Source organism: Pseudomonas sp. NCIMB 10586, from assembly GCF_023127895.1.
Lineage (GTDB): Bacteria > Pseudomonadota > Gammaproteobacteria > Pseudomonadales > Pseudomonadaceae > Aquipseudomonas > Aquipseudomonas synxantha_A.
Genome location: NZ_SPKQ01000051.1, coordinates 1 through 18707, shown reverse-complemented (window position 1 = coordinate 18707; position 18707 = coordinate 1). Strand labels below are relative to the sequence as shown.

General features: G+C 58.5%; 16 protein-coding genes and 1 other RNA gene. 14 read left to right on the top strand and 3 right to left on the bottom strand.

Annotated features, from left to right (window positions below; all coding sequences use genetic code 11):
• The first annotated feature begins 57 nt into the window (after positions 1 to 57).
• From ligA to E4P01_RS26355, 6 genes are all read left to right on the top strand, one after another.
• Entirely contained in the window at positions 58 to 2424 is a 2367-nt protein-coding gene (gene ligA, locus E4P01_RS26380) for an NAD-dependent DNA ligase LigA (RefSeq protein WP_216091947.1), read from the top strand.
• A 117-nt stretch (positions 2425 to 2541) separates the two neighbouring features.
• Positions 2542 to 3708, top strand: coding sequence for a putative zinc-binding metallopeptidase (locus E4P01_RS26375; RefSeq protein ID WP_216091946.1), 1167 nt, complete (start codon positions 2542 to 2544; stop codon positions 3706 to 3708).
• Between the two features lie 135 nt (positions 3709 to 3843).
• An RNA gene (ffs, locus tag E4P01_RS26370) (signal recognition particle sRNA small type) lies at positions 3844 to 3940 on the top strand.
• 125 nt (positions 3941 to 4065) lie between these two features.
• A complete protein-coding gene (locus tag E4P01_RS26365; RefSeq protein ID WP_216091945.1) occupies positions 4066 to 4500 on the top strand; it encodes a hypothetical protein in 435 nt (144 codons plus the stop codon).
• 5 nt (positions 4501 to 4505) lie between these two features.
• Positions 4506 to 4781 (top strand): hypothetical protein, encoded by a 276-nt coding sequence (locus E4P01_RS26360; RefSeq protein ID WP_122732186.1) that lies wholly within the window; start codon positions 4506 to 4508, stop codon positions 4779 to 4781.
• A 35-nt stretch (positions 4782 to 4816) separates the two neighbouring features.
• Positions 4817 to 6778, top strand: a complete 1962-nt coding sequence (locus E4P01_RS26355; protein WP_216091944.1) for a hypothetical protein — start codon at positions 4817 to 4819, stop codon at positions 6776 to 6778.
• A gap of 10 nt (positions 6779 to 6788) precedes the next feature.
• Here E4P01_RS26355 and E4P01_RS26350 read toward each other — a convergent pair whose 3' ends face one another.
• On the bottom strand, positions 6789 to 7514 hold the full coding sequence (locus E4P01_RS26350; RefSeq protein WP_216091943.1) for a retron system putative HNH endonuclease: 726 nt from the start codon (positions 7512 to 7514) through the stop codon (positions 6789 to 6791).
• Positions 7511 to 8887 (bottom strand): AAA family ATPase, encoded by a 1377-nt coding sequence (locus E4P01_RS26345; protein WP_290443097.1) that lies wholly within the window; start codon positions 8885 to 8887, stop codon positions 7511 to 7513. The genes E4P01_RS26350 and E4P01_RS26345 overlap by 4 nt, the downstream gene beginning before the upstream one ends.
• A gap of 328 nt (positions 8888 to 9215) precedes the next feature.
• Here E4P01_RS26345 and E4P01_RS26340 point away from each other — a divergent pair, with 328 nt between their 5' ends.
• Both E4P01_RS26340 and E4P01_RS26335 read left to right on the top strand, forming a co-directional pair.
• Positions 9216 to 10262: an N-acetylmuramidase family protein gene (locus E4P01_RS26340; protein WP_032879947.1), complete on the top strand. Its 1047-nt coding sequence runs from the start codon at positions 9216 to 9218 to the stop codon at positions 10260 to 10262.
• Position 10263: 1 nt separating this feature from the next.
• Positions 10264 to 10854, top strand: a complete 591-nt coding sequence (locus E4P01_RS26335; RefSeq protein WP_078822042.1) for a hypothetical protein — start codon at positions 10264 to 10266, stop codon at positions 10852 to 10854.
• Positions 10855 to 10967: 113 nt separating this feature from the next.
• On the opposite strand, the gene E4P01_RS26330 is transcribed toward E4P01_RS26335, so the two are convergent.
• On the bottom strand, positions 10968 to 11831 hold the full coding sequence (locus E4P01_RS26330; protein ID WP_216091942.1) for a LysR substrate-binding domain-containing protein: 864 nt from the start codon (positions 11829 to 11831) through the stop codon (positions 10968 to 10970).
• Positions 11832 to 11930: 99 nt separating this feature from the next.
• Here E4P01_RS26330 and E4P01_RS26325 point away from each other — a divergent pair, with 99 nt between their 5' ends.
• The 6 genes from E4P01_RS26325 to E4P01_RS26300 all read left to right on the top strand — a co-directional run bounded on the left by E4P01_RS26325 (position 11931) and on the right by E4P01_RS26300 (position 18590).
• Positions 11931 to 12872, top strand: coding sequence for a DMT family transporter (locus E4P01_RS26325; protein WP_148852774.1), 942 nt, complete (start codon positions 11931 to 11933; stop codon positions 12870 to 12872).
• A 77-nt stretch (positions 12873 to 12949) separates the two neighbouring features.
• Positions 12950 to 15016: a DNA polymerase III subunit gamma/tau gene (gene dnaX, locus E4P01_RS26320; RefSeq protein WP_032879951.1), complete on the top strand. Its 2067-nt coding sequence runs from the start codon at positions 12950 to 12952 to the stop codon at positions 15014 to 15016.
• Between the two features lie 43 nt (positions 15017 to 15059).
• Positions 15060 to 15398, top strand: coding sequence for a YbaB/EbfC family nucleoid-associated protein (locus tag E4P01_RS26315; protein WP_003193199.1), 339 nt, complete (start codon positions 15060 to 15062; stop codon positions 15396 to 15398).
• Positions 15399 to 15537: 139 nt separating this feature from the next.
• Entirely contained in the window at positions 15538 to 16572 is a 1035-nt protein-coding gene (locus tag E4P01_RS26310; protein WP_216091941.1) for an NADP-dependent oxidoreductase, read from the top strand.
• A 66-nt stretch (positions 16573 to 16638) separates the two neighbouring features.
• A complete protein-coding gene (recR, locus tag E4P01_RS26305; protein WP_005790294.1) occupies positions 16639 to 17241 on the top strand; it encodes a recombination mediator RecR in 603 nt (200 codons plus the stop codon).
• A 200-nt stretch (positions 17242 to 17441) separates the two neighbouring features.
• Positions 17442 to 18590: an acyl-CoA dehydrogenase family protein gene (locus tag E4P01_RS26300; protein WP_078822038.1), complete on the top strand. Its 1149-nt coding sequence runs from the start codon at positions 17442 to 17444 to the stop codon at positions 18588 to 18590.
• The last annotated feature ends 117 nt before the right edge of the window (positions 18591 to 18707 follow it).

Genomic DNA, 18707 nt, shown 5'->3' with positions numbered 1-18707 from the left:
CATGCACTAACATATTGAGCAGCTTCGGCTGCTCTTTTGCTTTATGAGAGAACACCCATGACCGCCGCCCACACCCGCATTCTCGAACTGCGCGCTGAACTGGATCAGCACAACTATCGCTACCACGTGCTTGACGAGCCGAGCATTCCGGACGCCGAGTACGATCGCTTGTTCCACGAGCTCAAGGCCCTGGAAGCCGAGCATCCGGAGCTGGTGACGCGTGATTCACCGACACAGCGGGTCGGCAGTGCGGCGCTGTCGGCATTCACCCAGGTCAAGCATAAGATCCCGATGCTCAGCCTGGGCAACGCCTTTGATGAAACCACCATGCTGGAGTTTGATCGCCGGGTGACCGAGGGCCTCGACCTGCCGGTAGGCGATCTGTTTGGCGCGGGTGCGGCAGTGGAGTACAGCTGCGAGCCAAAGCTCGATGGCCTGGCGGTCAGCCTGCTGTATCAGGACGGCGAACTGGTACGCGGCGCCACCCGGGGTGACGGCACTACCGGTGAGGACATCAGCGTCAACGTGCGCACCGTGCGCAATATTCCGCTCAAGCTGCACGGCAGCGGCTGGCCGGCTACTCTGGAAGTCCGTGGCGAAGTGTTCATGTCCAAGGCCGGGTTCGAACGCCTGAATGCCTCGCAGCTGGAAGTTGGCGGCAAGACCTTCGCCAACCCGCGCAACGCCGCGGCGGGCAGCCTGCGCCAACTGGACTCGAAGATCACTGCCAGCCGCCCGCTGGAATTCTGCTGCTATGGCATCGGCCAGGTGACCGCGGATATCAGCGATACCCATATCGGCAACCTCAAGCAGTTGCAGAAGTGGGGCATGCCGATCAGCCACGAACTGAAGTTGGCCAAGGGTATCCAGGAGTGCCTGGACTACTACCGCGACATTGGCGAGCGCCGTAATGCGCTGGGCTATGAAATCGACGGCGTGGTGTTCAAGGTCAACAGCATCGCGTCCCAGCGTGAACTGGGCTTCCGCGCCCGCGAGCCGCGTTGGGCGATTGCGCATAAATTTCCGGCGATGGAAGAGCTGACCGAGTTGCTCGACGTGGAATTCCAGGTTGGCCGCACCGGTGCTGTGACCCCGGTGGCGCGCTTGAAGCCGGTCAAGGTGGCTGGCGTGACGGTGTCCAACGCGACCCTGCACAACATGGACGAAGTGGCGCGCCTGGGGCTGATGATCGGTGACACGGTGATCATCCGCCGCGCTGGTGATGTGATTCCGCAGGTGGTCTCGGTGGTCACCGAGCGTCGCCCGGAGCACGCCCGTGCGGTGCAGATCCCCGAGAACTGCCCGGTGTGCGGCTCCCATGTGGAGCGCACGCAACTGGTCAAGCGCAGCAAAGGCAAGGAAACCGTCAGCGAAGGCGCGGTGTACCGTTGCGTCGGGCGCCTGGCCTGTGGCGCGCAGCTCAAGCAGGCGATCATCCATTTCGTCTCGCGGCGTGCCATGGACATCGACGGCCTGGGCGACAAGACCATCGAGCAATTGGTGGATGAGAAACTCATCGGTTCGCCGGCAGACCTCTACAAGCTCAAGTACGAACAGATCATCGACCTGGAAGGCTTTGCCGATATCTCCAGCAAGAAGCTGATCAGCGCCATCGAAAACAGCAAGACCCCGACCCTGGCGCGTTTTATCTACGCCCTGGGTATTCCCGATGTGGGCGAAGAGACCGCCAAGGTGCTGGCACGCTCGCTGGCGTCCCTGGAGCGTGTGCAGAAGGCTTTGCCTGAAGTGCTGACCTACTTGCCCGACGTCGGCCTGGAAGTGGCACACGAGATTCATAGCTTCTTTGAAGACAGCCATAACCAGGATGTGATCGGTGCACTGTTGTCGCCGGACGAATGCGGCCTGCAATTGCAGGAGCAAGGCGAACTCAGCGCAGAATTCGCCGCCAGCACCACCTTGGGCGGCTTGCTCGACAAGCTGCATGTACCTTCCGTCGGGCCGGGAGCTGCGCAGAAACTGGCAGACAAGTTCGGTTCGCTGGAAGGCGTGATCAAGGCCGATTGGCTGGATATGCGCCAGGCCCTGCCCGAGAAGCAAGCCAAGGCCGTGCGCGAATTCTTCGACAACCCTGACAACGCCCATCATGCCCTGGCCATCGAGCAGCAGCTCAAGGACTTCGGCATGCACTGGCAGAGCGAGAAAAAGGTCGTTGAAGGCTTGCCCGAAGCCGGGCACACCTGGGTACTCACCGGCTCCCTGGAGTTGATGAGCCGCGACGTCGCCAAGGACAAGCTCGAAAGCCTGGGCGCCAAGGTGGCCGGTTCCGTCTCGGCGAAAACCCACTGCGTGGTCGCCGGGCCGGGAGCCGGTTCCAAATTGGCCAAGGCCAGCGAGCTGGGCCTTAAAGTGCTGGATGAGGAGGCCTTCGTCGCCTTCCTGGCCAGCCACAACATCAGCGTCTGACCTCTTCCTGTGGCGAGGGAGCTTGCTCCCGTCGGGCTGCGCAGCAGCCCCTCAAGAAAGCGGAACGATCTCGAGCGAGAAATGATCTAGTCTCTGTCACCCCAGGGAGAGCCCGCCATGTTCCGTTACTTCGAGCAACTCAGTTCGCGCATCGCCGCCCCGTTCATGGCTCAAACCTCGCGCAACAGCAAGGTGTGGCAATGCCGCTGCGGCCAGTCTTTATTCTTTCGCAACAGCCAATGCCTGGCCTGCCAGGCGGTGCTGGGTTATCTGCCGCAGCAAAGCCGTCTGTCTTCCCTGCAACCCGGCCCTGTCGTTGACACTTGGCTGGCGGATGACGCGCCCGATGCCGGCACCTGGCGTCGCTGCGCCAACCTCGACTCACCGGCCGCGTGCAACTGGCTGATCCCCGCCCACAGCACTGCGTCGCTGTGCGTGGCCTGTAGCCTGAATCGCACAATTCCTGATCTATCCATCCCGGAAAACCCCGAACGCTGGCGCAAGGTCGAAACTGCCAAGCGTCGGCTGGTGGCACAACTGATCAGCCTGGGCCTGCAGGTGGTGCCCAAGAGCGTTGACGAAGACACCGGGCTGGCCTTCGACTTCATCGGGACTGACCTGGCAGGCAATGCGCCGACCACTGGCCATGCCAACGGCCTGATCACCCTCGATATCAAGGAAGCCGACGATGCTCACCGCGAAAAAGTCCGCGTACAGATGCGTGAGCCTTACCGCACCTTGCTCGGTCATTTTCGCCATGAAGTCGGCCACTATTACTGGGATCGGCTGATTGCCAACAGCCACTGGCTTGACGCTTTTCGCACCTTGTTCGGCGATGAGCGCGCCAGTTACGCCGAAGCGCTCGACCAGCACTATCAGAACGGCCCGCGCCCGGACTGGCAGCAAACCTGCGTCAGCGCCTATGCCACCATGCATCCCTGGGAAGACTGGGCTGAAACCTGGGCCCATTACCTGCACATGATGGACGCGGTGGACACCGCGTTGGGCTTTGGCATGAGCGCCCGCGAGATGGACCTGGACTACCAGCCGTTCCCGCTGACAACGCTGTATGACCCGGCACACCCCGGCGGCCCGGCGTTCCTCTCGTTCGTCAATGCCTGGATCGAGCTGGCCGGTATGCTCAACGAACTGTCCCGCGCCATGGGCCAGCCGGATTTCTACCCCTTCGTGCTGCCGCCGGGGGTGATAGCCAAGTTGCACTTTATCCACCTGGTCATCCAGGAAGAGGGTGGCAGAGCGGACGAGGTTCTGCAGGCTCAGTGATTGCCCCTGTGGGAGGGGTAATTGCAGAGGGCCATGGCAAGTACTTGAAGCTTCTCATTTTTTACGGTTGTAACTTCCGATCAGATCGGTACAATGGCGCGGCTTGCCGAGAGGCTTGCGTCGTTATGGTGACCCCATCGGTCCCCCCGCAACGATTACCCGTGAACCTGGTCAGAGCCGGAAGGCAGCAGCCACAGCGGGAACATTGTGTGCCGGGGTGTGGCTGGTGGGGTTGCCTCCATAACGCTCCCTTCTGCTGCACTTCATCACTATCAATCCGAAAAACACCTTAAGCCGTCTGCCATCGAGCACTCCATGTCGGCATACTCTAGTGCCTGGCATCTGGAGATAGCACACGTGGATAAAGTGGATGACCTCACTCGCGAAAAATTGCGGGAGTGGCAGATGCGGCGCTTGGAAATCAAGGATCGTATTCAATCGCACCCTGAGCAGACCTTGGAGTTATCCCGGGTACTTGACCTCATGGATGACGAGCACGCTGAGATTCTCAGTCGGTCTGAATTGGTTCGGACTGTCGATGTGGCACCCAAGCTGGCAATGGCCGGCGATGATGCACTGTTTCCTTTGGAAGCTGCCTACAAGTTGGAGTTGAATGTGTCCGCACATAATGCTGAGGACTTGCGCAGACTGCTCGACTTGGCCGTATATGAGCTACAGCAGCGGATTGAAAACTCAAAGACATTTGCAGGCAGTGACAAACGGCGGCATCCCGGCAGCATGTCGGGTTCATTGGGCGACTATCACTTCGAATTAAGCATCGAAGGAGAGTAATCGATATGGCTGATTCATTTGTGCCAAAAGTACCGAATTGGATGGATGCTAGGACCCTGGCGGAGCATCTGGTACCTCTTCTTGAGCATTACGATGTGAAATGGCGTGGACACGGCTTTATTTATGTCAACCATGAAAGTTACAACATCGTCACTGCCCATCAGATCTTGGCGGATTTGAGTGCGGATCTCGGTGTATCGGTGCACCAAGTGCATTCTAGGTTGGTCACTTTAGGATGGCTCAACGATGTACGCCACATCGTATTCAATCAGCGGGACTGATCGCACGATACGTCTGCACATGGCCGCGAGGAAGTATGCAACCGGAACATTTTGATTTATCCAGCCCCGTTTTTTTGCCTGTCACGGACGAAGTTTGTGCAGCCTTGCTCGGAGCTCAGAGTGCCAATGTCCTGACTAGACTGACAGATCCGGAGCTGGCTGCAGTGCTGGTCATCCAGAATCTGGCGCAGGCTTCGGAAAAGGACCTGACCTGTGCTGGCGCGGAGCGCATCCTGGCCAAATTGATCGGCTGGTCGGTAGACGCTAATACGTCCAGCACACCGGCGTTGCTACCCGAAGCTCAAAGGCTATTTGACCCACGTAAGTTGTACTTCGGTCTTAACGTCATCAAAAGTTTGAAGCTACGGTTGCTTCTGGCTGAAGAAGTCGCAGCTCGTGAATACCTGCTGCCCACTGGCAAGTGGGATTTTGACTACAAGGTTCGCCATTTACGCGGAAATGACCCGTTCAGCCAACAAATGATTACGCCAAAGCACCGTGAGCACTGGCTCAGTCCGGCCCAAGACAAGCTGGTACGGACTTTTCGCGCGAATTTGAATGAGGATTTGCACGTTCAAGGCTATGCGGGGATCGGCAAAAGCCACCTGCTTGGCGCCTTGATGGAATGCCTGCGTCCAGAAAAGACCTTGGTCTTGGCCCGTACAGGGGCAAAACTGGCGACACTGCGCGAGCGTATGGGCTTAGTGCGGGATAGCAAGATCGGCTCGACTTTTGCTGCCTTTGCCAAGGTCCTGTTGCATGGCTCCCGCTCGTTCGATGTGGCCCCTCCGGCCAAGTTGCTCAGCAAGCAAGTCGTAGCGCAGACTTTGGATATCTATGGTTGGCGTAGTCACGATGGCCAGGCGACTCTAGATGTCTGTTTAAAGGTACTCGAAAACTACAGCCAATCCGTTCATCACAGTCTCTCCACCCGGCATCTACCCCATTTCAAACAACCCTTGTCCAGCGTAGATGCCCAAGTGCTATTAGAATATTCAAGCCGTTTATGGGCCTACCTTGAGCGTAATACGCAATGGGATGCTCAGACTGGGTTCCCGGCATTGTTGCTGATTAAACGCGCCAGCCTCGCCGGCTGCTTAGTGCCGTCCCGATATACCCACGTACTGATCGATGAAAGTCAGGACATTCCTGCTTCTCTATTGCAGATCATCGAGCGCGGGCGTCAGGTGTTGATCACCTTGGGTGACGAGTATCAGTTGGCCACGGGGGCGATGGTTAGAAGAAAGCGTGAAGTTCGGCACAGTGATATCAGCTACTCCGTGCGTTCGGGACGCAATGTGGAGCGTTTGGTCAACCCATTGATCAGCGTGCATTCAGAGAAGAGCAAGATCCCTTTCGAGGGTGCACGGGATGCCGACGTGGGCATCGAGCACTACCCGCAGGGTTTTGTGCCTCCAGAAGGTTGTGTGGTGTTGACTGCATCCCCCTGGGATACGATGAAATGGGCCATCCAATTACAGCGCGCGAACTGTCCATTCGGTTTTCCCGACAGCAGAACGCAGCTAGATCTTGAGCGCTTCATGAACAGCGTCATTAAGCTGTTCAAGCCGGATTTCTACAGCCTTGAGCATAGTAGTGATGGTTTGCACGCTTATTTCAACGACATGGATGACTGGCAACAGGTGCGTGAGGCCAGCCAGTTTGATGAATCGTTTCTGTGGATAGAGAGTGAGTTGGAAAAAGGCTTCAATGCTGCCGATGTTACGCGATTGAACCGATTGAATGGTCGTCCCGGTCAGCACTGTATGTTGATGATGGCTCAAGACGCAGGTGGCATGGAGTTTGATCGGGTATTGCTCACTCCAGAGCTGTTGACCAATACGAAGTTCAAGGACGCCTACGCTTTCGACCAGAGGCTCTGCGCGGTATATATCGCGATTTCACGGGCGAAGATGCAGCTGTATCTGCCCTACGACGTAGTCGAGTGGATTGATTACCACAAGTATCAGAAAACCCGGGAATTGCACGGCTATTGACTGGCTTCAGCTAATTCAGTTCATCGAAGTTATGTTTCAGTACCTCTTCTGCAATTTCTCCAAAAAAATTTCGGGTGAGGCTGAAGAAAGGGCTCAGCTGCTTGCCGCGCGGCACTAGGTCGATACTTGCAAGGTAATGAAGGCTCATTTCTTGATCAATGTGATCATCGAAAAGCGCTTGTAATTCGTCCCACCATTGCTGACGCAGATTCTGAAGGAAGGGGCTGTTCAAATTGAGCAAACCAATGGTGTACAACGCTCGATCTTCGTCTTCTGCAGATAACCGATCTGCAGGCACTATGCGACCATCCGATAGGTAGGCGAAAAAACGACTGCAATCGGGTTGATGGCAGGAGACAAAGCGCTTGATATGGACGGAATCCGATTTTCCGAGGGCATGTCCGCCGAATACCTCTGACGCCCGGCCTTTGAATGCATGTAAATCAGTTTCACTGTCCAAGGCGGAAGCGGCGAGGTTGTCGTAATCAAAAGTACGTTCGGGTTTCTGACTCTTATTTTCGATGTGTTCTATATGAAAGCCTAGTCCGATCTGGTCGGGTCGAACCTCACTGTAGCAACACAGGCTATATTGCTCTTCCAGCAGGTAGGCAAGAACCTGCTGCTTATATCCAAACCCTGACCATCGACTGTCTGCCGTTTTGGCTGATATAGGCGGATTTGTATGTGAGTGGCTCAATTGATACGGGCCGTGACCACGTTTGCGAACAGGCCTCATCTTTTAAGTGCCCTCTGCCGTCTGATGCTGCGCTGTAGGCGCTGGAGTTGGGGATGCTGGTCACTCAATGCTTTTGTAAGCCTTTCCATCAATGCAATTGCAGGCTTTTCGTCATAGCGCCCCTTGTCCACCCATTCGGTAAGTTGCATTAGCTCAGGCTTTTCAATGACCGGTGGCTGTGGATCTACCTGCATTACACCATGCAGAACGCTGCTGCTCGGCTCACCATAGGTCATTGCCAGAGGAGGTGAGGCAACCAGGTTGCCTTGTACATCCTTGCCAATCACTCGAATGTTTTCTCGCCGCACTGTGCTCAAGACTTGAGGGCTGTGTGTGGTGACAATGAATTGCATGGCTGGAAATGCGGCACGCAATGATCCCAGGATTGTCTGTTGCCAATGCGGATGGAGAAACATGTCCACCTCGTCGATTAACGCAATGCCGTGGGTTTTTAAAGGTGCCTGCGCCCCTAAGTGCGGATTCAACTTGCACGCTCGAAAGGCGAGGTCCGCAACCATTGCAATGGCGTTACGCAGGCCGTCGCTAAGCATCTCTACGGGCAAGATGCCTTGTTCAGGATGATGCATGATCAGTTGCTGTTGATGACTCTCGCTGTATTCCAGGCCGTGCCAGCCGGTTGGCGCTTGGATCAAGCGATCAATCGCTTCTTTGATCGACTTGATTATCTCCCCGAAACGAGCACCAAGGTCAGACAGTTGAGCATTACGTTCCAAGGCAACGACCTGAGCCTCTCGATAGCTGCGATAGATCCAGCCATACCAAGCCGTAAAGGTTTTGAAGCTCGACGAATAGGAAAGGCAGTTCAGATAGCCTGACGTTCTGGAATATTCGGATTTGTCGAGCGTGGTTTGGGCGGCTGCCGAAGTGAAACGCCCTTCAAACCAGAGTCGAGAGGTTCCCAAGTAGGTGATCAGCGGTAATACGACTGACTCATCATTGCGTACCTTTTCTTGCAGAGATTTGCTGTATCCCGTCAGTGCTTTAGAACCCGTGTCGCCGAGCGTATTGGTCGATTTTTTCAAGCTTGTGCGTTGTTGCAACCAATGGCTTTGCGGTTTGCCGTGCCCCCACGAGCCGGACGCATCGATAACACTGGGTATTTGGGGCTCCATGTTGCCACTGGTAAGGTGGGCAAGGCGGACATCGTCGATTTGAATTGTCGCGGATTTTCCAGTCTGACTGCCGAGATCAAAGCCTTTCACAAAGGGCCATAAGGCAACCCGTGCAGCGTCCAGAATGGTGGTCTTGCCACCTCCGTTGGAGGCAATCAACACCGTCAGATGAGGGTCGAAATCGATCTCGAATTCTCCAAAGCAGCGGTAATTCTGCACTCGCAGTTTGTCGAGTCTCACGATCGTGTCTCCGATTTCATTGTTTGACCAAGCATTGGGGGCAATCCATTGCATTGCGGGTGGTACAGCATACTAAAGGGAAATGGCGAAAACGCTAAGTAAAGTACGGTGAAGCTACTGCTGTGCTTGAGTATTTGTGATGCAACCTTCCTTGGTCGTCTGATGAAACTGCCAGCAGTTGGATAGCTGTCCACAACTTTCAAGCTCGCAACTGGACAACCCATCACCGCCTTGTTAGCTTGCGCCGGCCACTTGTTTCAGAGCATGACAAGGGCATGGACTTGATATTGAAGTGCTATCGCTTCTCTAACTTACAAGGATGTCTGTCATGAAAAGCCTGCAAGGGTTGCCTCGACTTATCAGTGCCTCAGTCGGCGCTCCCGGCAAAGCCCGCAACTTGCCCGCCGATGTGCAGTGCATCCAATATTTATTCAACCTGATCATTCCCAAAATGGGCTTTGCCTTGCTGGAAAACGGCAAGTGCGATGGCCAGTTGGTGCAGTGCATCAGCCAGTATCAGTTCCGCCATCTCAAATATGCTCATCCCGATGGGGTGATCGACCCCACGGGGCGTACGTTCAACAGCTTGATCGAGGAAGCGGTGAAAGTACCCGTACGGGCCTTCCCGACCATGCGTATTCCGAGCTTTCTCAACGCATTGGGCAATAACAACGTCGATGCGGTGCAAGCCACGGTCAATGTCTACCTGAACCAGGTGCGTGCGGTGATCGAGGCCGAGCGGCGCAACCGCCAATTAATGCTGCAGGCCACCTGCGACGGCGGCACGACGCTGAGCGATACGGACTTCCAGAATGCTGCCAAGCAATTGGGCAACGGCATCTCGGTGAATGTGGTCAAGGCGTTCGCCACCATCGAGTCGGGCGGGAAGGTGGGGTTCGGGCCGGCCAAGCTGCCGATCATCGCCTTCGAAGGTCATCACTTTCGCAAGTACACCAAGCATATCTACGACCAGTCGCACCCGCTGCTGTCGTACGTCTACAAGAAAAAAGCCGGGCCGCAGTGGCAGACCAACAACAAGGACCAGGTCAAGGCCTGGGAAACCATGGCCACCGCTTTTGCTCTCGACCAGGAAGCGGCACTGATGTCGGCGTCCTGGGGGATGTTTCAGGTCATGGGGTTCAACTTCGCGTCGTGCGGGTTCAAGACGGTGTTCGAGTTTGCAGCGGCGTTAAAAGTAAACGCCGGTAATCAACTCAAGGCCTACCTCAGTTTTTGCAGCAAGAGCACGGCGCTGATGAGTGCGATGAAAAACAAGGATTTCACAGCCATGGCTCGTAACTATAACGGCGAGGACTACGGCAACTATGACGTGCTGATGAAACAAGCCTACGAAGCCTTTGAAGGGAAGAAATAAGATGATTCGTTTTCTGGCGATGGGAATGCTGTCGTTGTGCGCCGTGGCCCCCGCGTTTGCTGGTTCGGCCGCTTTGCATTCAGGCAAGTACGAAGGGTTGATGCTGGCGGTGACGCCCGGTAACCAGGTTGAAGGCTTTTATTCCGAAGCGATGGGCGAGGGCGTTAGCCGCCGTTGCACCTTCTACCTGCAAGGCAAGCCAGAGACGCTTACCACCTGGCTGGATGCTGCCTACCCTGGGAGTGTGGCAGTGGCGTCCGACGGTGTGGTCCTGACAGTGGAGCAGGGCCGGCAACACCCCGGCTGCATCAACGTGTTGATGCCGGAAATCGCCACGGGTCTGGACCTGACTCAGACTGCCAGCAAAAAGTGGATCGGGCTGGTGACGGTGTCTGCCGACAAGGCTTACCTGCTGAAAACTCCGGGGGCAAAGGCGGTCAAGCGTCCCTATATCGTCAAGGGTGATGTAGTGGGTGTGCTGGCGTTCAAGGACGGCTGGGCGCAGGTGGAGTTTATCAATGCGCACGACCGTTCCTTCACGGGCTGGATCAGCCAGGGCCAGTACACACGGTTGGCTGCACCGAAGCTCTGAGAAGCTCTGAAATGTGGGAGGGGGCTTGCTCCCGATGAGGAAGGGTCAGCTAGCACCTATATTGATTGACCCACCGCTATCGGGAGCAAGCCCCCTCCCACATTTTGGCGGTGTTAGCCGAAGGTTTCGCGCAGTAGCCCGGAGAATGCATCCCGTGCAAGATGCCGCTGGGTATCTTTGTGCCAGAACAGCAAGTTGTCTACCGCTGCCAGTTCGTCGAACCGATACGATGCCAGCTGATTGGCCTGCTCATAACGCGCCAGGATACCCTCCGGCACCAACGCCACGCCAATCCCCGCGCTGACGCAGCCGATGATCGTGCCCCAACTGGTATAGCTGGCAATCGCCGGCTTGAAGTCCTGGGGCTTGAGCCAGTTTTCCAGTGCTGCGCGGTAGGGGCAGCCGGGCGGCCACACCAATAATGTGCGGCCAGCCAGGTCTTCGGGGCTGTGGATGGGAGCGCTGGACGCGCTGGCGATCAGTACCAGGCGTTCGCTGTAGACCACGCTGTGCTCCAGCTTCGTGTGTTTGCCACTGGCGGCCACGAGGGCCACATCCAGACGATGGTGTTGCAGGTCGTCCAGCAGTTGCGCCCAGGCGCCGGTCACCAACTCCAGGCTGACCTCGGGATAACGCCGGTGATACTCCGCCAACAGCGGCGGCAGGCGGCCGCTGGCGCTGGATTCCACCGCACCGATGCGCAAGGTGCCACGGGGAATCGCGCTGGCATTCACCGCACGCTTGGACTCATCCACCAACGCTAGGATGCGCTCGCAGTAATCCAGGAAAATCTCACCCGCAGCACTGATCGCCAGCCCGCGGCCGGCGCGGATAAACAACGGTGTGCCCAACTCACTTTCCAGCTGCTTGATGCGGGTGGTGATGTTGGACGGCACACAGTGCAGTTGCAGGGCGGCCTGGGCCACGCTGCCGGTTTGCGCCACGGCTCGCACCATTTTCAGTTGGGCCAGTTCCATTGCTCAGTTCCAGTGATTTCAGAAGTCAGAAACGCTTAATTGTCCTACGCCTGGCCCGGGCCAAGACTGACGGCACTCCTTCTTTTATGGATGCCATCGATGAGTACCCCGTCACCGCTCAAGCTTACGCTAGTCATTGCCAGCGTCATCCTCTGTTGGGCTTATTCACCCATAGGCGTGCATATGGGGCTGCACAGCTACAGCCCTGGCCAATTGGCGTTGCTGCGTTTCTTGATTGCGTCGCTATTCATGGCGGCTGTGGCCTGGGTAGTCGGCATTGGCCGGCCCCAGGTGCGCGACCTGCCGTGGCTGCTGGTGCTGGGTTTCTTCGGGGTGTTCCTGCACCACACCAGCCTCAATCACGGGCAGCAATGGGTGACAGCGGCGGCGTCGAGTGTGTTGGCACAGTCGGCGCCGCTGTTCAGTGTGTTGATCGCTTTTTTCTGTTTGCAGGAGCGCGTCAGCATCTGGCGTTGGAGCTGTGTACTGTTGGGGTTGGCCGGCGTGCTGGTGGTGATCTGGGGCGATCATGGTGTAGGCGATATCGACCCGCGCGGCTTGTTGATCCTGCTGGCGGCCTGCTCATGGAGCGTGTACTTCGCCATCCAGAGGCATTTCGCCCATCGCTACAGTCCATTGACGATGGCGTGCTACATGGTCTGGTCCGGCACCTTGATGCTGTGCGTGAACCTGCCGGGCCTGCCTGCCGCTATCGTGCAGGCGCCGTTGCGGGAGAACCTCGCGGTGCTGGTGTTGGGTATTTTTCCCAGTGCGTTGGCCTATCTGGCCTGGGGTTATGTGCTCAAGCACGTCGAAGTCAGCCGCGCTTCGGTGGCGATGTACCTGATTCCGCCGGTTGCCATGGTGATGGCCGCCACGCTGCTCGGTGAACAGGTGACCCTGCAGGTGATGCTGGGTGCGGTGATCGTGCTGACCAGCGTCGCGGCTATCAGCCTGGAGGGACGCTGGCGCTCAATCGTGCGGCCGGCACACCCGCAGACGCCATCTGGACGGGCAATCAAGCCAGCTTCGTCAGATTAGACGAGCGTGCCGGATGCAATTTCCCCCCTGCTCCGCTAGCATTACCGGCTTCCGCTTCCCAGTTGCGACGGTTTTCGATGAGTTATCAGGTTCTTGCACGTAAATGGCGCCCGCGCTCGTTCCGCGAAATGGTCGGCCAGACCCATGTGCTCAAGGCTCTGATCAATGCCTTGGACAGCCAGCGGCTGCACCACGCCTATCTGTTCACCGGTACTCGCGGGGTGGGCAAGACCACCATTGCGCGCATCATCGCCAAGTGCCTGAACTGTGAGACCGGTATCACGTCAACGCCTTGCGGCACCTGTTCGGTCTGCCGCGAGATCGACGAAGGGCGTTTCGTCGACCTGATCGAGATCGACGCCGCAAGCCGCACCAAGGTCGAAGATACCCGCGAGCTGCTCGACAACGTGCAGTACGCGCCGAGCCGTGGGCGCTTCAAGGTCTACCTGATCGACGAAGTGCACATGCTGTCCAGCCACTCCTTCAATGCGCTGTTGAAAACCCTGGAAGAGCCGCCGCCCTACGTTAAGTTCATCCTGGCCACCACCGACCCGCAGAAACTTCCTGCAACCATTTTGTCGCGGTGCCTGCAGTTCTCGCTGAAGAACATGACGCCCGAGCGCGTGGTCGAGCATTTGACCCATGTGCTGGGTGTCGAGAACGTACCGTTCGAAGACGACGCCCTGTGGTTGCTGGGCCGCGCTGCCGACGGTTCGATGCGCGACGCCATGAGCCTCACCGACCAGGCCATCGCTTTTGGCGAAGGCAAGGTGATGGCTGCCGATGTGCGCGCCATGCTCGGTACCCTGGACCACGGCCAGGTCTTCGACGTGCTGCACGCGCTGATCGAGGGCGACGCCAAGGCATTGCTTGAGGCCGTGCGCCACCTGTCGGAGCAAGGCCCGGACTGGAATGGCGTACTCTCGGAAATCCTCAATGTGCTGCACCGCGTCGCTATCGCCCAGGCCCTGCCGGAAGGCGTGGATAACGGCCATGGCGATCGCGACCGCGTGTTGGCCCTGGCCCAGGCATTACCGGCCGAGGATGTGCAGTTTTACTACCAGATGGGCCTGATCGGCCGCCGCGACCTGCCCCTGGCGCCGGACCCGCGGGGTGGCTTTGAAATGGTGCTGCTGCGGATGCTGGCGTTCCGGCCGGCGGATTCGGCAGACGCGCCGAGACAGCCGCTAAAGCCAGTGGGGATCAGCCAGGCCACAGTTGATTCCGCCAAACCAGTGGCTGGCGCGGCCGTTGTCGCGCCAGTAGTGGCTGCGCCTGCGCCGGTGGCGCCGGCACCTGAGCCCGAACCTGCGCCGGCTGCAGTGGCACCTGTGGTTGAGCCCGAGCCGGTTATCGAGCCCGCCCCCGTGGTCGACCTGCCCTGGAACGATCCGGTCGAAGCAGAGACTGAGCCCGAGGCTGAGCAACAGCCCGCCGTAGAACCCGTACTGGAAACTGCCGGCGAGCAGCCGGAGCTGACGCCGATGCCTGCGCCGACCCCGGACAGCGTGGTGCCGGATGCCCCTGAGTGGGTATCGGCGCCGGTTCCCGAGCCGACGGTCGCCCAGGTCGAGGCCGCGACCCCCGGCATCGACCTGGACGACGAACCGCCGCTGGACGAAGACTACATCGAGCCGGACATGGATTCGGCCTACAGCTACCTGGACGAATTGGCCAGCGAGCACACCGCCGAGCCAGCGCCCGAGCCCGAGGCAGAACCGGCTGCGGCCCCGGCCACCGGCCTGGCCCTGCAATGGCTGGAATTGTTTCCGAAATTGCCGATCTCCGGCATGACCGGGAGTATCGCCGCCAACTGCACACTGATCTCCATCGAGGGCGACCATTGGCTGCTGCACCTGGATCCGGCCCACAGCGCCTTGTTCAATGCGACCCAGCAGCGTCGGCTCAACGATGCGCTCAACCAATACCATGGGCGCACGCTGACCATCGCCATCGAACTGATCAAGCCCGAGCAGGAAACCCCGGCCCAGGCCGCGACCCGTCGGCGTCTGAACCGCCAGCGCGAGGCTGAGGATTCGATCCACGCTGATCCGCTTATCCAACAAATGATGCAACAGTTCGGTGCGGTCGTCCGCCACGATACTATTGAACCTGTCGAAGCCCCGGTGCCCCAAGCGTCATGACACCGGGCTATTTATTGATCCACGTACTTTTGAGGTGATTCCCATGATGAAAGGTGGCATGGCCGGCCTGATGAAGCAGGCACAGCAGATGCAGGAAAAAATGGCCAAGATGCAGGAAGAACTGGCCAACGCCGAAGTCACCGGTAAAGCCGGTGGCGATATGGTCAGCGTGGTGATGACCGGTCGTCACGACATCAAGCGTGTCAGCATCGACCCTAGCGTGTTGCCTGGCGTGGGCGAAGATGACCTGGAAATGCTCGAAGCGTTGTTCGCCGCAGCCGTCAACGATGCTGTGCGCAAGATCGAAGCCAATAGCCAGGACAAAATGTCCGGCGTGACGGCTGGCATGCAGCTGCCACCGGGCATGAAACTGCCGTTCTGATACAAACGTTGGCTAGACTCAAATGCCGGGCATTGCGCCTGGCATTTTTTTTGCGCGCACGAAACATCGAACCCCGGCCCGTTGCCTATGGTCTGCACCCTATACCGCTGAATTCTCATCGATAAAAGGAGCCCCGCTGATGCCTCAAGAAATGACGCTCAACCAACGCATCGTTCTGGTCTCACGCCCTCAAGGCGCACCCACGCCGGAAAACTTCCGCCTGGAACGTGTAAGCCTGCCGGATCTGGCAGACGGTCAGGTGCTGCTCAAGACGCTGTACCTGTCTTTGGACCCCTACATGCGTGGACGCATGAGTGACGCGCCGTCCTACGCCGCGCCCGTGGAAATCGGCGAAGTGATGACCGGCGGTGCTGTCAGCCGTGTCGAGCAATCACGCAACCCGAAATTCGAGGTAGGTGATCTGGTGGTCGGTGCCACCGGCTGGCAGAGCCACAGTATCTGCGACGGCAAGAACCTGATGCCATTGCCCAAGGGGCTTGCGAGCCCGTCGATGGCTCTGGGCGTGTTGGGTATGCCAGGCATGACCGCTTACATGGGCCTGATGGATATCGGCCAGCCGAAGGCCGGGGAAACCCTGGTGGTGGCGGCTGCGTCCGGCGCGGTGGGCTCGGTGGTGGGGCAGGTGGCCAAGCTCAAGGGCTTGCGCGTGGTGGGGGTTGCTGGCGGTGCCGACAAGTGCCGCTATGTGGTGGATGAGTTGGGCTTTGACGCCTGTATCGACCACAAGAGCGCAGAATTCGCCCATGAGCTGGCCCTGGCCTGTTTCAAAGGCGTGGACATTTATTTCGAAAACGTCGGCGGTAAGGTCTTCGATGCGGTGCTGCCGCTGCTCAATGCCAAGGCGCGCGTGCCGCTGTGCGGGTTGATCGCCGGCTATAACGCCCATGAAACCCCCAGCGGCCCTGATCGCCTGCCGGCACTGCAACGCACCTTGCTGACCAAGCGTGTGCGTATCCAGGGCTTTATCGTGTTCGACGACTATGGCGACCGCCAGCCGGAATTCCTCAGCGCCATGGCGCCGTGGGTGCGCGATGGCAAGATCAAGTTCCGCGAGGATGTGGTCGATGGCCTGGAGCAAGCGCCTGAAGCCTTTATCGGCTTGCTGGAGGGACGCAACTTCGGCAAGTTGGTGGTGCGCGTCGCGCAAGATTGAGTATTTGACGCTAATCCGGGGCGCGGGTATAAACCGCGTCTCGTTGTTTTGTCGGACCCTTCGCCCATGAGCTTCAGCCCCCTGATTCGCCAACTGATCGACGCCCTGCGCACCTTGCCAGGTGTTGGCCAGAAAACTGCCCAGCGCATGGCGCTGCAACTGCTGGAGCGTGATCGCAGTGGCGGCACCCGCCTGGCCCAGGCTCTGAGCCAGGCCATGGAAGGCGTGGGCCACTGCCGTCAGTGCCGCACCCTCACCGAAGAAGAACTTTGCCCGCAATGCGCCGACCCCCGTCGCGACGACACGTTGCTCTGCGTGGTGGAGGGGCCGATGGATGTGTATGCAGTGGAGCAGACCGGCTATCGCGGCCGCTACTTTGTGCTCAAGGGCCACCTGTCGCCGCTCGACGGTTTGGGGCCGGAAGCCATCGGTATCCCGCAACTGGTCGCGCGCATTGAAGAGCAGGGCACCTTTAGCGAAGTGATCCTGGCGACCAACCCGACGGTGGAAGGTGAAGCCACGGCGCATTACATCGCCCAACTGCTGACCAACAAGGGCTTGATCACTTCTCGGATTGCCCATGGCGTGCCGTTGGGGGGCGAGTTGGAGTTGGTGGATGGCGGTACCTTGGCGCACTCTTTCGCCGGTCGCAAACCGATCGCGCTCTAACATCCGCAGCAGGATCAAATGTGGGAGGGGGCTTGCTCCCGATTGCTGTGTGTCAGTCGACAGAGTTATTGGCTGATCCACCGCTATCGGGAGCAAGCCCCCTCCCACAGTAGTTTTATGGTGTCAGTGATAACTGTGTATGGCTTGAAAACCAAGCAAGCGCTTGGTAAGTTCGTTCCATCTCGCCATGGAGCTTGCCGATGTCTGCCTATCAGGAATACTTCGACCCCAGCCACCAATTGGTCCGCGACAGCGTGCGCCGGTTTGTCGAGCGCGAGATGTTGCCGGGCATCGAGCACTGGGAGGAGGCTGAGAGCTTTCCTCGTGAGCTTTACCTCAAAGCTGGAGCGGCGGGCATTCTCGGGATCGGCTACCCCGAGGCATTGGGTGGGAGCCACGAAGGCGATCTGTTCGCCAAGGTCGCCGCCAGCGAAGAACTGATGCGTTGCGGTTCCGGTGGTGTGGTGGCCGGGCTCGGCTCCCTGGATATCGGTTTGCCGCCCATCGTCAAATGGGCCCGGCCTGAAGTGCGGGAGCGTATAGCGCCCCTGGTGCTGGCCGGCGAGAAGATCATCGCCCTGGCGGTTACCGAACCGAGTGGCGGCTCTGATGTCGCCAACCTGCACACCCGCGCCGTGCGTGACGGTGAGCACTACCGTGTGAGCGGTGCCAAGACCTTTATCACCAGCGGCATTCGGGCGGATTTCTATACTGTGGCGGTGCGCACCGGCGGGCCGGGCTTCGGCGGTATCAGCCTGTTGCTGATTGAAAAAGACACCCCCGGTTTCACCGTTGGCCAGCCGCTGAAGAAGATGGGCTGGTGGGCGTCGGACACGGCCGAGTTATTTTTCGACGACTGCCACGTGCCCGTCGGCAACCTCATCGGCGCTGAAAACATGGGGTTTGCCTGCATCATGGGCAACTTCCAGAGCGAGCGCCTGGCGCTGGCGCTGATGGCCAACATGACCGCGCAACTGGCCCTGGAAGAAAGCCTCAAGTGGGCCGCCCAGCGCGAAGCGTTCGGTAAACCCATCGGCAAGTTCCAGGTGCTCAAGCACCGCCTGGCGGAAATGGCCACTGCCGTGGAAGTGTCCCGCGAGTTCACTTACCGTCAGGCGGCGAAGATGGCCGCCGGCAAGAGCGTGATCAAGGAGATTTCCATGGCCAAGAACCTGGCCACGGATACCGCTGATCGAGTGACTTATGATGCGGTGCAGATACTAGGGGGGCAGGGGTATATGCGTGGCAGCCTGGTGGAACGGCTGTATCGCGATAACCGGATTCTGTCGATCGGGGGCGGGACGCGCGAAGTGATGAATGAAATCATCAGTAAGCAGATGGGGTTGTAAACCGGGCTGTTCTTTCGGGCCTCATCGCGGGCAAGCCCGGCTCCCACAGGGGAATGCATTCCAAGGTGGGAGCAACTGTCTTGAAGGCTTTTAATTTAAAGGCTAATTGAAAGCCAG

What these genes read in the sequence shown, in the direction of transcription:
- E4P01_RS26360 (WP_122732186.1), top strand. Translation starts at nt 4,506, where the DNA reads ATGGCTGATTCATTTGTGCCAAAAGTACCGAATTGGATGGATGCTAGG.
- E4P01_RS26300 (WP_078822038.1), top strand. Translation starts at nt 17,442, where the DNA reads ATGTCTGCCTATCAGGAATACTTCGACCCCAGCCACCAATTGGTCCGC.
- E4P01_RS26335 (WP_078822042.1), top strand. Translation starts at nt 10,264, where the DNA reads ATGATTCGTTTTCTGGCGATGGGAATGCTGTCGTTGTGCGCCGTGGCC.
- E4P01_RS26340 (WP_032879947.1), top strand. Translation starts at nt 9,216, where the DNA reads ATGAAAAGCCTGCAAGGGTTGCCTCGACTTATCAGTGCCTCAGTCGGC.
- ligA (WP_216091947.1), top strand. Translation starts at nt 58, where the DNA reads ATGACCGCCGCCCACACCCGCATTCTCGAACTGCGCGCTGAACTGGAT.
- E4P01_RS26325 (WP_148852774.1), top strand. Translation starts at nt 11,931, where the DNA reads ATGAGTACCCCGTCACCGCTCAAGCTTACGCTAGTCATTGCCAGCGTC.
- E4P01_RS26310 (WP_216091941.1), top strand. Translation starts at nt 15,538, where the DNA reads ATGCCTCAAGAAATGACGCTCAACCAACGCATCGTTCTGGTCTCACGC.
- E4P01_RS26330 (WP_216091942.1), bottom strand. Translation starts at nt 11,831, where the DNA reads ATGGAACTGGCCCAACTGAAAATGGTGCGAGCCGTGGCGCAAACCGGC.
- E4P01_RS26350 (WP_216091943.1), bottom strand. Translation starts at nt 7,514, where the DNA reads ATGAGGCCTGTTCGCAAACGTGGTCACGGCCCGTATCAATTGAGCCAC.
- recR (WP_005790294.1), top strand. Translation starts at nt 16,639, where the DNA reads ATGAGCTTCAGCCCCCTGATTCGCCAACTGATCGACGCCCTGCGCACC.
- E4P01_RS26355 (WP_216091944.1), top strand. Translation starts at nt 4,817, where the DNA reads ATGCAACCGGAACATTTTGATTTATCCAGCCCCGTTTTTTTGCCTGTC.
- E4P01_RS26375 (WP_216091946.1), top strand. Translation starts at nt 2,542, where the DNA reads ATGTTCCGTTACTTCGAGCAACTCAGTTCGCGCATCGCCGCCCCGTTC.
- dnaX (WP_032879951.1), top strand. Translation starts at nt 12,950, where the DNA reads ATGAGTTATCAGGTTCTTGCACGTAAATGGCGCCCGCGCTCGTTCCGC.
- E4P01_RS26315 (WP_003193199.1), top strand. Translation starts at nt 15,060, where the DNA reads ATGATGAAAGGTGGCATGGCCGGCCTGATGAAGCAGGCACAGCAGATG.